This is a genomic window from Vibrio sp. T9, assembly GCF_003123985.1.
Classification (GTDB): Bacteria; Pseudomonadota; Gammaproteobacteria; order Enterobacterales; family Vibrionaceae; genus Vibrio; species Vibrio diabolicus.
Map to the genome: position 1 here is coordinate 246150 of NZ_NIGY01000005.1, position 16304 is coordinate 262453.

The 16304-nt window shown below is 46.0% G+C and carries 15 protein-coding genes; 11 read left to right on the plus strand and 4 right to left on the minus strand.

Annotation, left to right across the window (positions count from 1 at the left end; translation table 11 throughout):
- The first annotated feature begins 143 nt into the window (after positions 1-143).
- On the plus strand, positions 144-788 hold the full coding sequence (locus CBX98_RS11925) for a class I SAM-dependent methyltransferase (protein ID WP_053808213.1): 645 nt from the start codon (positions 144-146) through the stop codon (positions 786-788).
- Positions 778-1662, plus strand: a complete 885-nt coding sequence (locus CBX98_RS11930; RefSeq protein ID WP_006740853.1) for a hypothetical protein — start codon at positions 778-780, stop codon at positions 1660-1662. Before CBX98_RS11925 ends, CBX98_RS11930 begins: the two co-directional genes overlap by 11 nt.
- A gap of 20 nt (positions 1663-1682) precedes the next feature.
- Here the strand turns inward: CBX98_RS11930 and CBX98_RS11935 are convergent, their stop codons facing one another.
- Together CBX98_RS11935 and CBX98_RS11940 are read right to left on the minus strand one after the other, a co-directional pair.
- The gene (locus CBX98_RS11935) at positions 1683-2684 is read right to left on the minus strand and encodes a glycosyltransferase family 2 protein (protein ID WP_109169287.1); all 1002 of its coding nucleotides are present in this window, start codon (positions 2682-2684) and stop codon (positions 1683-1685) included.
- Between the two features lie 39 nt (positions 2685-2723).
- Positions 2724-4445, minus strand: coding sequence for a glycosyltransferase family 39 protein (locus CBX98_RS11940; protein ID WP_109169288.1), 1722 nt, complete (start codon positions 4443-4445; stop codon positions 2724-2726).
- Between the two features lie 304 nt (positions 4446-4749).
- Between CBX98_RS11940 and CBX98_RS11950 the strand changes: the two genes are divergently transcribed.
- The 5 genes from CBX98_RS11950 to CBX98_RS11970 all read left to right on the plus strand — a co-directional run bounded on the left by CBX98_RS11950 (position 4750) and on the right by CBX98_RS11970 (position 10640).
- Positions 4750-4995, plus strand: coding sequence for a DUF3297 family protein (locus CBX98_RS11950; protein ID WP_005374689.1), 246 nt, complete (start codon positions 4750-4752; stop codon positions 4993-4995).
- Between the two features lie 226 nt (positions 4996-5221).
- Positions 5222-5956, plus strand: a complete 735-nt coding sequence (locus tag CBX98_RS11955; protein WP_109169289.1) for an ABC transporter ATP-binding protein — start codon at positions 5222-5224, stop codon at positions 5954-5956.
- On the plus strand, positions 5943-8453 hold the full coding sequence (locus CBX98_RS11960; protein ID WP_109169290.1) for an ABC transporter permease: 2511 nt from the start codon (positions 5943-5945) through the stop codon (positions 8451-8453). The genes CBX98_RS11955 and CBX98_RS11960 overlap by 14 nt, the downstream gene beginning before the upstream one ends.
- Positions 8453-9562: a lipocalin-like domain-containing protein gene (locus CBX98_RS11965; protein WP_109169291.1), complete on the plus strand. Its 1110-nt coding sequence runs from the start codon at positions 8453-8455 to the stop codon at positions 9560-9562. Before CBX98_RS11960 ends, CBX98_RS11965 begins: the two co-directional genes overlap by 1 nt.
- 178 nt (positions 9563-9740) lie before the next feature.
- Positions 9741-10640, plus strand: coding sequence for an AraC family transcriptional regulator (locus CBX98_RS11970; protein ID WP_109169292.1), 900 nt, complete (start codon positions 9741-9743; stop codon positions 10638-10640).
- A gap of 59 nt (positions 10641-10699) precedes the next feature.
- Here the strand turns inward: CBX98_RS11970 and CBX98_RS11975 are convergent, their stop codons facing one another.
- The gene (locus tag CBX98_RS11975) at positions 10700-11122 is read right to left on the minus strand and encodes an organic hydroperoxide resistance protein (protein WP_042600226.1); all 423 of its coding nucleotides are present in this window, start codon (positions 11120-11122) and stop codon (positions 10700-10702) included.
- A gap of 137 nt (positions 11123-11259) precedes the next feature.
- On the opposite strand from CBX98_RS11975, the gene CBX98_RS11980 reads away from it, so the two are divergent.
- The 4 genes from CBX98_RS11980 (at position 11260) to CBX98_RS11995 (ending at position 15651) form a co-directional block, all read left to right on the plus strand.
- On the plus strand, positions 11260-11718 hold the full coding sequence (locus CBX98_RS11980) for a MarR family transcriptional regulator (RefSeq protein ID WP_005395543.1): 459 nt from the start codon (positions 11260-11262) through the stop codon (positions 11716-11718).
- Positions 11719-12021: 303 nt separating this feature from the next.
- Positions 12022-12579, plus strand: a complete 558-nt coding sequence (gene ahpC, locus CBX98_RS11985; protein WP_005395542.1) for an alkyl hydroperoxide reductase subunit C — start codon at positions 12022-12024, stop codon at positions 12577-12579.
- A 157-nt stretch (positions 12580-12736) separates the two neighbouring features.
- Positions 12737-14305, plus strand: a complete 1569-nt coding sequence (gene ahpF / locus CBX98_RS11990; RefSeq protein ID WP_109169293.1) for an alkyl hydroperoxide reductase subunit F — start codon at positions 12737-12739, stop codon at positions 14303-14305.
- Positions 14306-15231: 926 nt separating this feature from the next.
- Positions 15232-15651, plus strand: coding sequence for a VOC family protein (locus tag CBX98_RS11995; RefSeq protein ID WP_109169294.1), 420 nt, complete (start codon positions 15232-15234; stop codon positions 15649-15651).
- Positions 15652-15728: 77 nt separating this feature from the next.
- On the opposite strand, the gene CBX98_RS12000 is transcribed toward CBX98_RS11995, so the two are convergent.
- Positions 15729-16268, minus strand: a complete 540-nt coding sequence (locus CBX98_RS12000; RefSeq protein WP_172605962.1) for a CAP domain-containing protein — start codon at positions 16266-16268, stop codon at positions 15729-15731.
- Positions 16269-16304 lie beyond the last annotated feature (36 nt).

Consider the following 16304-nt stretch of genomic DNA (forward strand, 5'->3'; position numbering starts at 1 on the left):
AACGAGGCAAACAAAACACTAAATTATCCTACACTCTACTAGAGGGAAGCGTAACGCTTTGTAAGTCAGATGGTTGGCTGAAGAACATAGTTCATCAATAGAAGAACTTCCTGGCCATTTGAGATAATTTATTTGAGTACGCCATGAAAATATCTAAAGGTATCGAAGAGCAGGGGATCCCTGTCGGAAACTATTACGACAAATACAATACTCAGAACCCCATCGCCAGAAAAATGATGAGCAATTTCGATCATCATTTATCGCAACTGGTTGATATGGTCACACCAAAGTCGATACACGAAATCGGCTGCGGAGAAGGAGTCTGGGCACTTAAATGGCATCAACAAGGGATCCGTGTGAAAGGGAGTGACTTCTCCCAACAAGTGATTCAACTAGCAAGAGACAATGCCCAAGCACACAACTTGGAAGACATTTTGTTTGAACAAAAAAGTGTGTATGACGTTGCTAGAAAGACTGATTCTGCTGACCTTGTTGTTTGTTGTGAGGTCTTGGAACACCTAGAGCATCCCGAGCAAGCACTAGCAACATTGCAAGATCTCGATACTGACTATTACATTTTTAGTGTGCCAAGAGAGCCGTTGTGGTGTGCGTTAAACATGGCAAGAGGTAAATATTTAAACAGTTGGGGCAATACTCCCGGACATATCCAACACTGGTCCAAGAATGCCTTTCTGACTTTGCTCAATCAACACTTTGAGATTCTCGAAGTACGCTCTCCCATTCCTTGGACCATGGTTTTATGCCAGCGTGTGAATCATGAAACATAATAAGAGTAAATTCATATTAAGTTGGGTTGGGCGAATCATTACTATTTTTTCCATCGCCTTTGTATTAATCAAGCTCTCTACATACTCGCAGCAACTGAATATTCAGGATATTCCCTCTTACTCCTATCTGGTATTTATTTTTTGCATAGGCCTCTACGCCTTTGGCAATTATGTTCTTTCTATGGCGTGGCGACTTTTAGTCGCGAACAGTGAATATACTTTGTCTGCATCAACTGCCATTTGGGTGTTTGGCGGATCTCAAATTGCTAAGTATCTACCTGGAAACATTTTCCAATTCGCTAGCCGACAAGTAATTGGCGTACAACACGGAATTAAGAATAATGTATTACTGAAATCGACCTTATGGGAAATAGGGTTGATGGGTATTGCGGCTGGTTCGTTCGGCGTCTTTCTGCTGAATGAGTACTTCCCTAGTTTAATGGGGTACGAGATGACTTTATTCGCTGGACTTATCGTGATCACCGGATCAATATTAAGCTTGATAGCCAGTCGCAATTACCTAAAAGCTTGTGGGCTTTATCTCTGCTTTTTTTTGGTATCGGGCGGCATTTTCTCACTCATATTTTTTACGCTAAACGACAATCTAACTCCAACTTTAGAGACATTTTTACAAACATCTTGTTACTTCATCATCGCATGGTTAATAGGGTTTGCCACCCCAGGTTCTCCTGCAGGGTTGGGTGTCCGAGAGGCTGTTTTAATCACACTTCTAGATTCGCCGAGTATTGAAGATACACTCTTAGTTGCCGTCCTTGTTTCCAGAATCGTCACGGTTCTAGGGGATATGTTGTTCTTCGCTATCTCGAGTTTATTTAGGCCTAAGCAAGCCGTATCAAATAACTCACTTCTTTAAAGTATCGAGGTAACTCGCTATTACTCTCCAGATCGTTTTCGCTTGGTTTCAAACTGATAAGTGGGCAACTTTTCCTGATGCTCCAGCTTTTCTTCCAATACCTCAATTCGGTGCAATATTTTTTCGGTCAGCTTTCGATTGAACCCTATTAGATCGGCCACCAACCCCATCAATAAAGTGATGAAACCCAAGATAAGTAGCGTTGACCCCAAGACCAATGACTGAATATGGCCATCTCCCGCTCCATTTAAAAAGAAATACAGGAATCGCATAATGGGAATCACACCACAAATCATCGCCACCGAGCCAATAAACAAAAACACTTGCAGAGGTCGATACATGGTATAAACCCTGACCAAGGTAGAGAGCGACATTTTTAGAAACTGCGGAATGCTCTTAAACAGACGGGACTCTCGCGTTTTTTCATTAGTTCGGATTGGCACCGAAACCACACCAATCCTTTTTGCACTTGCTTGAATCAACATTTCTATTGTGTAGCTAAAATCCGATACGATATTAAGTTGTTGTGCCGCACTTCTCGATATTGCGCGAAAACCACTCACAGCATCTTTAACATCCAATCCCGTCGCTTTGGCAATAATAAAGCTCCCCGACACTTGTAAACATCGTTTAAATACAGAGAAATGTGTATTGCTATACCCTCCTCGGTCACCAACAACAATTTCTGCTTTGTGCTCGATAATAGGCTTAACCAAGTGCGGAATATCGGCCCCATTATATTGATTATCGCCATCGGTGTTCACAATGATATCAGCATGAAGACGAAGGCACTCCTCAATCCCTCTTCGAAATGAGTAAGCAAGCCCCTTATTGCCCTGGTTAGTAATAATGTGCTCAACACCACACTTGCGTGCGACTTCTGAAGTACCATCCGTAGAACCATCATCGATGATTAGAACCTCTATCTTAGCGATACCATCAACGCGCTTTGGTATTGAGCGAATAACATCAGCAATATTGTCCGCTTCGTTAAAGCACGGAATTTGAACAATTAACTTCATGCTTGCTCCTCATGTTCTGAATCAACATTACTGTGCGTATTAGAAGCCGGTAAATAACCTCTGCTTCTCTTCAAGATTGCGAGGTCGGTACAGGTTATCTCCCCAACGCAGAACGACTTTACCTGGCTCTTTCGACACTAATTCATAGACCCCCCGCGCCAAGTACCGTGCTTGACCTGCCAACCAAACCTTGCCATTAATCAGAAGACTATTGCTAGCTTCAAGCGTATATACGCCCTCGATGTTGACCTTAACTTCCCGACTAAGAGAGTTGGGCGTCAGTTCAAACGTCTTTCCTGCAACATACAGATGCGACCAATGATGAATGTAGTTCTGCCTTAACGCTTGAATATCTTGCCTTAATAGCCCTTTATCGGTTTTGTCAGGGCCAAACACATCTAAATAGTGCGAATTAACCAGTACAAAAGCCGGATTGTCTTGCTCTATTGCATTGCGAATAACGGGGATGTTTCTCGCAATATAATCTTCGTAACCCCACGTACTCATGAAAAAACCTTGTTTTGAAAAAGTCGGAACCATGGAGCATCGATCAATATAAGCAACAGGCTGAGGAAAGATTTTATGTACTTCATCAAGAAACTGACGCTGGTAGGCCAAGTTGCTTTTTATCGGTAAAACAAAACCATTCACCACAATGGATACCGCAAACAAGCAGGGAACAATAAAATTAAAAAATTGTGCAACTCTTGCGTTAGTGAAATTCTGGATACCAACCCAAGCCACAGCAAACAAAGCACTCACTGGAGCAAGCATAAAAGCGTAATAGTATGGGAAAGCGTTGCGATAAAAGAGCAAAGTGAAGAGTAATAAACTTAGGCACAAAAACTTAATCGATGACTCCCGGCTTAATAGCTTTTGCGAAAAACACGCATAAACAGCAGTACCAATACCAATGAAAAGAGCTAACCAATACCATGAGTTCGTCGAAACTGAATGAACAAAGTAAAACAATCGAGGAAAAAGCTCGCGCTGGTTTAGTGTCTTATCCGCAGCACCGAACATCGTTCCTGCATCACCAACCGAACTCGCTCCATGTATAGAGAAGTAATGCCAACTGTATAGCATCGCAAAGGCAACCAGTATTGCGACTCCATACATGAGAACTTGCCTAAAATAACGCTTACGATTTCGCGACCAATAAAGCGAGGTTAAAACTATGCCTATAAAAGTCGGGATATACAGAGCGGTCTTTAAAGTGACGAGCAAGGCGACAGCCGTAAGGACACCAGCAAGAATGGATACACGCCAAGAAAATGTTGTACTAAACACATAATACAGCGCCGCCATAATCATACATGTCGCGATAGGATCAGTACGAAAACTGGCCCCCATACGAACATTATAAACAAAAGAAAAATAGGCAAGCACCGCAAAAAGTGCCGCCGATTTGTTGCAGTACAATCGACATAACTTGTATAGATAAAATCCCGTGAGTAATTGAAAGAACACCATAACGACTCTCGCCACAATGATCTGGTCAACATCGTTATCTGATACACCACTCAGCCAAGTAAAGAAGTGAATGTGAAAGGTTTGGAAACTATTAATCACCTCGCCGTTAATAAACCGATGCACAAAAGATAGGTAATAAAACTCGTCCCAATTTACTTCGTAATTAAACGCAACAAAAAACCGAGCGATTACAGCTACTACGATTAGAATACAAAGAAAAATAGAAGTGCTAGAGGTAGTATCTCTATCCGATAAATGACGTTTATTAACCTGTTCAACAGTTTCCATTCACCCTTCCTTGTTAATCGTTTCTCGACTAGTGGCCTGCCCTGAGACATTAAGTTGTATGAATAAGGTTAGAACTGCCAGTAATGAGTATAGTCATGATTCAAAACCAAATAAGGGGTGGCAGGAGAAGTTTCGAGAGCAAAACACCTTTGAGCAACGAGACCGTGTTTTTATTCCACACTTTGAAAGCGGGAAACTTTGCATTATTTCAAAAGGCTTTAGTATTAAGTCTCTCAACATATCTTGAACACTCACTGTGCACTGACTACAATGGCGCACTTTTTACGGAATTTAGGTCACAAACATGACAGATACAGCTAAACCAGCTCTACCAGATCGCCTAGCGGGTAACCCACGTAGCCCATTCTTCATCAAAGAATGCTTCGAGCACCAAATCGGTATTCGTATCAACGGCCAAGAGCGTACTGACGTAGAAGAATACTGCATCAGCGAAGGTTGGGTAAAAATTGCTTCTCCTAAAGCAAAAGACCGTTTCGGTAACCCAATGCTAATCAAGCTTAAAGGCGAAGTTGAAGCGTACTACGTGTAAGCTGACCAAGCTGAATTTCTTTGAAAGCTCGAGTCTTACTCGGGCTTTTTTAATGCCTGTCATATCCCTTCCTCATTTAATCTCTTCCCTCTTCTTTTCAGTACAAGTTATTAAGAAATCGATGTAAATCGCTGTTTTTATCTGATTGTTGTCTAAAGTTTCTAAAGAACGAACTGCAATAGCCATTGCCAAAAGAAACGACACCTTTTGATTGTAGGGAGAGGAAATGGAAAGCCCACTTGTCACACTCAAACACGCCAGCAAAAGCTTTGTCGATGGCAAAGAGACACATCGCGTGTTGGAAGGCGTCGACTTTACGTTGAACACAGGAGCGAGTGTTGCGCTGACGGGCGCCAGTGGTAGCGGCAAAAGTACCTTACTCAATGTCATCGCTGGCTTTGAGCCGCTTTCCGAAGGTGAGTTGTGGTTAGATGGCGATAACACGGTGGCTTGGAAAGACCCACAATGGAGCCGCTTCCGCCATCAAAAACTCGGGGTTATTTTTCAGCAATTCAACCTCTTAACACCTCTTAACGTAAAGAAAAACATCGCCTTTCCTCTCAATTTGAATCAACAGAAATGGAATGACTGGTGCGATTATCTGGTCGAAACGTTAGGCATCAGCCAGCTTCTCGACAGGCATATTTCTGCTCTTTCAGGCGGTCAACAACAACGCGTCGCGATTGCCCGTGCACTTGCCCACAAACCCAAACTTCTGCTTGCCGATGAACCCACAGGAAACCTTGACCAAAAAGCGGGCTTAGAAGTGATGAAACTGTTGAATGAAATCACCACCCAAGGCAATACCGCTGTGCTCTTGGTGACCCACAGCCCTGAGTGTGCCGAGTTCATGCAAACCCAATTACGTTTAAAAGATGGGCGTTTGAAGGATGGTCGTTTGCAAAGCGGACTGACGCAAAATCAGAGCGATGTAAATGAGCAACATCATGAAGCAAGCTAAGCAACCAAACACCAGATTCACTCATACTCGACTCGCCCTGAATCTGTTTGCGGCGCACTATCGGCAGGCACCACTGCAAGCCGCCGCGATTCTGATCGGTATTGTGCTGGCTGTGACCTTGTTTGTTGCGGTGCAAGCCATCAACCTCAATGCCAAGCGCAGTTATGCTGAGTCTACCGAGCAGCTTAGCGCACAAGCTCAGAACTTAATTATTCCACCAGCAGGGCAAAACTATCTGCCCGAATCGCTCTACTTCACCCTTAGACAAAACGGACTCAGTGCAGCGCTACCTATAATCGAAGGGAGAGTGAGAGACGAACAAGGGCGTCGCTGGTCAGTACAAGGTAGCGAGTTGATTGCCGCCATCTCTTCACGTTCTCGCTATTCATCAGAAAACCAGCAGAACGTATCTTTGTTCGACAGTGCTTTACCTTTACCAGAGCTTTTGGCTGGCAAGCCGATCGTGATGATGAGCCAATCTCAACATCAAAACTTAGGAGAGGTAGAAACCCTAACTTTAGACGACATTCCAACCCAAGTGGTGGTATTACCCGATGATTGGCAGTTAGGTAGCCGAATGTTGATGGACATAGGCTTCGCCCAGCAACTGCTCAATAAACAAGGACAGCTCAGTTACATTGCGGTTTTCCATTCGGGTGATAAAGGGCATAAAGACACGCAAGCAAATTGGCAAAGCATCATTGGTGAGCAAGGACAATGGATTTCCAATAATCAAAGTACAGACCTTGGTTCGCTGACCGACAGCTTTCACCTCAATCTCACAGCAATGAGCTTACTTGCCTTTTTAGTCGGGCTGTTCATCGCTTACAACGGCGTAAAGTACAGCTTGCTGAAACGCAATCGGCTGTTAGTGCAGATTCAACAGGCGGGTGTTGCGCCGAGCATTGTGTTCTCTGCGCTGTTAGTTGAACTCACTATCCTCGTTACCATCGGCGCTTCCCTCGGTTTTGTGTTGGGCATGCAGCTTAGCCATTGGCTACATCCGACCGTAGCACTGACTTTAGAACAACTTTACGGCGCGACACTACTGCCCGGCACTTGGCAGTGGCAATGGTGGGCGCAAGCCCTGCTGCTCACGTTAGCCGCAACCCTGTTGGCGTGTTGGCAGCACTTTAAACAGCGAGTGCGCCAGCCGCTCTCCTCTCATGGTGGATTTTATCAAGCACCTGAAGCTTCTAACGAAAACCAATTGTTCGTGATAGGTGCTGTGTTGACGACTCTCGCACTCGCAGGGTTATGGCTGAGTGAGCATCACCGCTTTACCATGGCGTGGCTCGGCGTGCTTGTGGTGTCGATTCCTTTGTATCTACCCAAAACGCTCAGCGTCTTAGCTAATTGGTGTGAAAAACGCACCACTTCCGGTTTGATGCAGTATCTGTTTGCAGAGCTGCGTGAGCTGATTTCTCCGCTTTCTCTCGCCATGATGGCACTGCTACTCGCCGTTACAGCCAATATGGGGATGAATACGCTGGTGGGCAGTTTTGAATCCACCCTAAAACAGTGGCTAGAACAGAGGCTACATGCCGATATCTACGTAAGTCCTGCCCAAGGAGAAATCGCCAAGGTGGAGCGCGCGTTAGGGCAGTTCGACAAGGTTGAGACCGTCTATAAGCAATACTACGTCGACGATAACCTGCAAGGTTTACCGATTTTGCTTGGCACCAAAGACAAAGATACCTTAGAACAAACCATGGTGTTCAAATCGTATTTGGAGAACTTCTGGCAGCGTTTTTACCAAGGTGAGTTAGTCGCCATCAGTGAACCAACCGCGGTCAAACTGGGTTTGTCACTGGGTAGCGAGCTCACGCTTGATGCTGTTCCAAATAAGAACCTGCTTGTGGGCGCGATATTTCACGATTATGGCTCACCCAATGGTGAAGTGTTATTGGCACCCAAATTATGGCAAGAGAGTGCCTTTACCGACCTGCCAACAAGCCTTGGTATTAAAGTTTCGGGGGACCCACAAATCGTCTACGACCAACTGCGCGAGCAATTGAATCTGCATCCAAGTCAACTCTACGATCAGGCGCAAATCAAATCCATCGCGTTAGATATTTTCTCGCAGACCTTCGCCATTACGCGCGCACTCAACGGCGTGACTTTGATGGTCGCCGTGATTGGTTTGTTCAGTGCTTGTTTTATGTTGCTCGACGCGCGTAAAGCCGCCATTGCAAGGCTGTATGCACTTGGCGTCAGCCGTCGTAAATTAATGACCATGGTGGTCGGACAGATCGTCGCTCTGGTCAGTTTTACTCTGGTTATCGCCCTACCTTTAGGAGCCATGGTGGGTTATGTGCTGACAGACATCGTCACCTTGCGCGCTTTTGGTTGGAGCTTAAATTATCTGTGGAATTGGAGTGATGCGCTGAGCATTGCGGCGATCACCATCTTCGTGGCAGTGATTGCAACCTTGATTCCTCTGTGGCGATTGGTCAGTAAGCCTGTCGTGTCCAGTTTGCAGAGCGAGGTGTTGTGATGGTTCGATTAGCAAGCAAGCTTACTCTACTCATAAGCAGTCTGTTCCTATTTGGATGTGAAGATCCCCAACAAAAAAATATGGGCACGTTGCTAGGCAGTGGAGAAACACAAAGCGAGAGCAACCTATTCACACCCGTAGAAAAAGGGGTTGAACTCACCTTTCCTACCGATCATCAAGCGCACCCAAACTTTCGTCATGAATGGTGGTACTTAACCGCTAACTTAATTGATGAAGATGGCACTCCACTTGGCGTCCAGTGGACACAATTTCGCTTTGCTGCTGCGCCGCCAAAAGGCGAAGATGACGTGAGGAAAACCGAGTGGCAAACGCAGCAAATCTACATGGCGCACAGCGCGGTCACTACAACGGACAAACACTACGCCGATGAAAAATGGTCGCGCGACCAAGCCTCTCTCGCTGGCGTCGACACTTCACCATTTCGGGTTTACCTCGATGATTGGCAGTGGACTTCTTCAACCACCGACCTCTTCCCTGCCACATTGAAGGCGAACTCCGAACAGTTTGGCTATTCGCTGACGCTTACCAGCACTGCGCCTTATCAAAAGCAAGGCGAGCAAGGTTACAGTACCAAAAGTGGCGATGGTCAGGTGGCTTCGTATTACTACAGCCAACCGTTTATTGATGTCTCCGGTGAGGTCACTATCGACGGCAAAACCCATCAAGTGTCGGGCAAAGGTTGGATAGACCGAGAGTGGAGCTCGCAATTCTTACTCGACTCACAACAAGGCTGGGACTGGTTTGCTCTAAGGTTGAGTGACGACACCAGCTTGGTGGTGTTCCAATTGCGTGATTCCAAAACCGGATCAGCCAGTTACTCCAGCGCGAGGCTGATGCAGCACGATGGTTCTGGCATCGCCATTTCTCAAAAAGACATTCAGTTAGAGGCAACCAAGCAAACAGAAATCCAAGGGCGAAAGTATCCAACCGAGTGGCAAGTGTCGATTCCTAACCAGCAAATCGAGCTTACCGTTTCTGCTCTCAACCCGAACGCGAAAATGCCGCTTTCTGTGCCTTATTGGGAAGGTCCAGTGCGTATTGAGGGCTCTCATTCTGGGACTGGTTATATGGAGCTGACGGGATATTAAGCGCTCTGAACGGATTTCAATTACCGTTGAGAAGCCATCTTAAGAACCATCTCCTACCCGCAACAGAATGCATCACAATCAGAAATAAATGACTACGACGCATTTATTCAATACTAGCCTTGAATCCTTGCTTCGTTGCGGTACGCTTTGAGCAAATCAAACAAGGGTGGCCCCTCTCATGCGTGTCGATTATCACCAACGACTCGTTCCTGTTATTCGCTATCTGGAACAGCACTTTAACGATCCTCTCAATTTGCTCGAAGTGGCAGCGCTAGCCAACCTCTCTCCCTATCATTTTCACCGTACCTTTAAGGCGGTACAAGGCGAAACATTAGCCGACTTCATCCGACGTTTACGGCTAGAGGCGGCAGCAGACGACCTTTTCAAATCAAAGCAACCAGTGCTGAACATCGCGTTAGAGTACGGTTTTTCTAGTTCGCAAAGCCTAGCTAAAGCGTTTAAGCAGCATTATGGCGTAACACCAACCGCCTTTCGCGATTGTAAAAACTACCAGCAATTTTCTGAACTCGCGCGAAACAGCAAGATTGGACACGCACTGCGCAAGAATGGAAACGAACGAGCCCTAAGCGATTCATATACTGACTCTGAACTCACAACATGGAGCAACAATATGGAAACGCAAAACGTTGATAAAGCAAAATTGGCTTACATTCGCGTTAACGGCCCTTATGGCCAAGGTTATGAAGAACCATCAGGTCGCTTGTATCAATGGGCAGGAATGAAAGGTTTGGCGGGCAATACCTGTATCTTCATTTATCACGATAACCCAGAAATCACGCCAGACGAGAAGTGTCGTACTGACATCTGTCTAATGGTGCCAGAAGATACCGAAGTACCAAAAGGCATTGAGCTGCAAGACTTCCCCGGCGGTCAATATGCGGTGATGCGCCAGCAAATTACCGAATTCAGCCAATACCCTAAAGCATGGGATGATTTGATGAGCAAAGTGGTTGAATCTGGTATTGAAAACGACTGTCGACCTTGCTTCGAACTTTATCATAGCTACGATCCACAAACGCACCATGCAGACGTCAGCTTCTGCACTGCCATCAAATAATCGAAAAAAGCCTGCACGTTCGCAGGCTTTCCTTCTATTAGAAATAATGTCTAAATCGATTAGATCGCTTCGCCGTTTACTGTAACAGCAACATCAATATTGCCACGAACGGCGTTTGAGTATGGGCAAACTTGGTGTGCAATGCGCGTTAGCTCTAATGCTTGTTCTTGTGGCATATCTAGCTCTACCGCTAAGCTCACTGTTAGTGCAAAGCCGCCGTTATCGTTCGGACCAATGCCCACTTGCGCTGTTACGGGTGCACTTTTCAGGTTTACTTTACCTTCACGTGCTACGTGCAGAATCGCGTTAGAAAAACATGCTGAATAGCCCGCTGCGAAAAGCTGCTCAGGGTTAGTTGCTGCACCTGTGCCGCCCATTTCCTTCGGGTATGACAGCTCTAGATCGAGAAGACCGTCATCTGTTTTTACTTGACCATTACGACCAGCCAAAGCAGTAGCTTGAGTTTTGTATAGAGTAGTCATGCGATTGTCCTTCTTAACTTAAGTTGCGCACAATTTAATTGCCTGCAATCTTATATCGAAGTAAAGATCGTTTGCAACTATATTGTGCACAATTTATTTTGTTACTCTCTTTCTCTGTGAGCAGGTAGGCAACGCCAATGAGCCAGTGTTACACCGACAACACCATGACCAACGACGATAAACTCTTACTCGAAAACCAAGTTTGCTTCCCGCTCTATAGTGCAGCAAATGCGGTGATCCGAGCTTACCGCCCTTTGCTGGACGAACTTGATCTGACTTATTCGCAATACTTAGTGATGATGGTGTTGTGGGAGAAAGACGGTGCCAGTGTTAAAGAACTGGGCTCTCAACTGCATTTGGATTCAGGCACGCTCACGCCGCTGCTTAAACGATTAGAAACAAAAGGCTATGTAGAACGTGGTCGCAGTGACACCGATGAGCGCGTACGCGTACTCAACCTAACCGAGCAAGGTCGTGACCTCAAAGAGCAAGCCAAGTCAGTACCAAACGCTATGATGTGTAAAATCACGTTGGAGCTGGATGAAATGATCATGCTGAAGAAGTTGTGCGGCAAGGTGCTCGACAATCTGAACTAAAAAATAAAAGCATCAGCTTCCCCACTTCCTATTAGAAAGAGCCTGCCGAGATGCAGGTTCTTTCGATCTTAGCCAGACGATCTCTTAAAGGTCATCATCGGTATTCTCTATTACCACTCGGCCTTCATCTTCAATAAAGCCTATCAAAGCAAACTCACTTACATCGGTTTTCCCTATTAAGAAAGATAGGAAATGACTATCAATAGGATAGTTACAAGCGATTTTCCTTAAACACGTTCCAATGCGAATATACTTTCCGAAAGCAAGAACTGCTCACCCTAAAACATTCTGAGGAAAGTAAAAATGATTAATACAAAGATCAAACCATTTGCAGCTACAGCATACAAAAACGGCGAATTCGTTGAAGTAACAGAACAAGATGTTCTAGGCAAATGGGCTGTATTCTTCTTCTACCCAGCAGACTTCACATTCGTATGTCCGACAGAACTAGGTGACCTAGCAGACCACTACGAAGAGCTACAAAAACGCGGCGTTGAAGTGTACTCAGTATCAACAGACACACACTTCACTCACAAAGCTTGGCACGATAGCTCAGAAACAATCGGCAAGATCCAGTACTACATGCTTGGCGACCAAACAGGCAACATCACAAACAACTTCGGTGTGATGCGTGAAGGCCAAGGTCTTGCAGACCGTGCAACGTTCCTAATCGACCCAGAAGGTACTATCCAAGCAATGGAAATCACTGCTGAAGGTATCGGTCGTGACGCAGAAGACCTACTACGCAAAGTGAAAGCAGCTCAGTACGTAGCAGCACACCCAGGTGAAGTTTGCCCAGCGAAATGGAAAGAAGGCGAAGAGACGCTAGCTCCTTCTCTAGACCTAGTAGGCAAAATCTAAGCCACTGAATTTAAGCTCAATTTGACATGCTAATTGACGCTTAACTTAGAGAGCATTCCAGGTTAGATACCTTGACGACCTTCTGCCTGGTTTGCTCTCTCCCTACTGATTTTATCCAGAGTAACCACTCTTTTGTTTATTTAAGGTAACAACAACTATGTTAGACCAAGCGATCCAACAACAACTCAAACAATATCTGGCTAATGTAAAAGAAGACGTTCGTCTAGTGGTTAGTCTAGATGAAAGCAAAGCATCGAATGACATTCTGTCTCTGGCGAACCAAATCGCAGAGATGAGCGACTTTATCACCGTTGAACGTGACGACAACGCAAGCGCACGTAAACCAGTGATGACGGTGACCAACCCAGTAAAAGGCACAGCACTTCGCTTTGCTGGCCTACCAATGGGTCACGAATTTACCTCTCTGGTATTGGCATTGCTGCACTCTGGTGGTCACCCAATCAAACTAGAGCCGGAAGTGATTGAACAAATCGCAGCGCTAGATAAAGAGTTGGAAGTTGAAGTGTTCATTTCACTGTCGTGCCAAAACTGTCCAGACGTCGTTCAAGCGTTCAACATGATGGCGGCAATCAACCCGAAAGTGAAAGCAACCATGATCGACGGTGCACTCTTCCAAGATGAAGTGAAACAACGCGACATCATGGCCGTACCAAGCGTATTCGTGAACGGTGAGCTATTCGGCCAAGGTCGTATGTCTCTGACTGAAATCCTAAACAAAGTGGATGACGGCGCGAGCGAGAAAGCAGCCAAAGCACTGAGCGAAAAAGACCCATACGACGTGCTAGTTGTCGGCGGTGGCCCTGGTGGTAGTGCAGCAGCACTATACGCAGCGCGTAAAGGTATTCGCACTGGAGTTGTCGCTAAACGCTTCGGTGGTCAGGTGATGGACACCATGGCAATCGAGAACTTTATCTCGGTAAAACGTACTGAAGGTCCAAAACTGGCGACTGACCTAGCAGAGCACCTAAAAGAATATGACGTAGACGTCGTGACTGAGCAACAAGCGCAAAAACTGATGGGCGCAGCGCACACAGATGATGGCTTGATTCATATCCAACTTGAAAGCGGCGCAACGCTGAAAAGTAAGAGTGTCATCCTTAGCCCTGGTGCACGCTGGCGTGAAATGAACGTTCCGGGTGAGCAAGAGTACCGCAACAAAGGCGTCGCGTACTGCCCACACTGTGATGGTCCACTGTTCAAAGGTAAGAAAACTGCGGTTATCGGTGGTGGTAACTCAGGCATCGAAGCAGCTATCGACCTTGCTGGTATCGTAGAACACGTAACGGTTCTTGAATTCGCAGACGTACTTCGCGCAGACCAAGTGCTTATCGACAAAGCGAACTCACTACCAAACGTAGACATCATCACGATGGCGCAAACTACTGAAGTTGTGGGCGACGGTACTCGCGTAACAAGCTTGAAGTACAAAGACCGCAACACAGATGAAATCAAAGAGATTGAACTGTCAGGTATCTTTGTCCAAATCGGTCTAGTACCAAACACAGAATGGCTGAAAGATTCAGAAGTAGCGCTTTCTGAGCGCGGCGAAATTGAAGTTGGTAGCCGTGGTGAAACCAGCCTAGAAGGTGTCTTCGCAGCGGGTGACGCAACGACGGTTCCTTACAAACAGATCATCATTGCGATGGGTGAAGGTGCAAAAGCAAGCTTAGGCGCGTTTGACTACCTAATCCGTAAGCAAGGTTAATCTCCAATTTCTTGAGCACAAAGCGCACGGTGCGGTGTTTTCTTCCCCGGAAAACCAATCGGGGCACCGTGACAGCGATGAGTAACAAGAAATAAAATCAAAAAACCTAAAAGCCCAAAGACTTTGCCAGCAGATATTAACTATTAACTGCTGGCTTTTTTGGTTTTTGGGGAGGGGTGTAAGTACATCCCCCAGCACTCCGTGCTTAAGGTGGCAAGTTCTACAGTCACGGATAATTCAATTCACACCACCAGCATCAAAACGCGCTGCAAATAGATTCTGAATACTCGCTTAGGCTCCTTCAGAATGACGCTGTTCGTGTAGCGCTCTCTTCGCGTCATTCCCGCGAACCTAGGTGAGACTGGGAATCTACTCACAGTAAGCTTGAACGAAAGAAATTCACACACATAAACGTGAAGCATCAACGGTTAGAGAATTCATGAACATGCTCCTCCTCTCAGCCTCAAACCACCAACCCCACCTAACCTTCGCTTGTATCAAACTCTAAAGATCTCAACACTCCGAGCTCAAGGTGGCAAGTTCTACAATCGCGGATAATTCAATTCACACCACCAGTATCAAAACGCGCTGCAAATAGATTCTGAATACTCGCTTAGGCTCATTCAGAATGACGCTGTTCGTTTAGCGCTCTCTTCACGTCATTTCCGCGAACCTAGGTGAGACTGGGAATCTACTCATCACAAACTCGCTCGAAAATGATTAGCACGAACAAACAAAAGATGAAAGAGGGTTGCAAGCACCTAACCCAACTCATAGATTCAAAGTACCACCCCACCGAATCTCTCCATGTACCAAGCTCCAAAGACATCAACCCTAAAAAATTTTAAAAAAGCCCTTTACCTCGACTTAACTTGAGGTTTTAGCATGTTCATCGTTGGCTAGGAAATGACAAAAAGGAGCACATCATGATCCAACTAGAACATATTAATTTAGTCGTGAAAAACATCCCTGAAATGCTGAAGTTTTATCAAACTGCATTTCCACATTGGTACGTGCGTGATGAGGGGAAAGGCGAATGGAGTGGTAAGCCAAGAAACTGGCTACATTTTGGCGACGAGTATCAATACATTGCGATGAGTGACCACGGTGAAGGAGAGAACCGCGAGTTGGGCGGCCACCAAGTAGGGCTAGCGCATTTTGCTTATGTGACCAACAACGTCGATGCCATCATAAAAAGACTGACCAATGCAGGTTATCCGATTGCCCAACCTGGGGCTGATGAGCCATATCGCAAGAATGTGTATTTTGTTGACCCTGCAGGTTTTGAGATCGAATTCGTTGAATACCTGACGGATGATCCAAAACTTCGTAACCTGACAAGCTAAAAGAGACGTAAATAATAAAACGCCAGCAGATGGTTACTGCTGGCGTTTTAGTTTATCTATCAGGTTTCTTTATCGCATTAGCGCTGTTTGGCAAAAACCTGAGTCCAGTAATACCCGTAGCTTGCCGAGTGATTTTCGACAAGCGACGCGCCCATCTGATCAAAATCCGCACTCATGATATTGAGGCAGTGACCTTCGCTCGATAACCAAGCATTAACGACGGCGTAAATGGAACTTTGCCCTACGGCGACATTCTCACCAATAGCGCTCCAAGCATAGCCCGTTGCGTTGACTCGATCTGACAGCGTGCTGCCGTCAGAGCCTGTATGACTCATGAAATCGCTGTTCGCCATATCGCTCGAATGTCGATAAGCCGCGCTTTCCAAATCGTAGCTCCAAGTCAGGGCCCCAACAGGTGGCATGGTGGTTGCCCCACACTGCTGTGTAGTAGAGCGAGCACTGTTGACAGCTGCGAGCATCTGCTCGGCAAATGTGCCTTGTGACGATGTGGAACCTGTGTTTTGAGAGCCGCTGTCTACAGGTGCTGACGACTCCCCGTCGCCGCCACATGCGCTGAGAAGTAGAGCCAAAACTGGCACTAAGATCTTAGTTGGCATTGTCTTTCCTTTATGAGTGACGAAGAGCAAACTGCG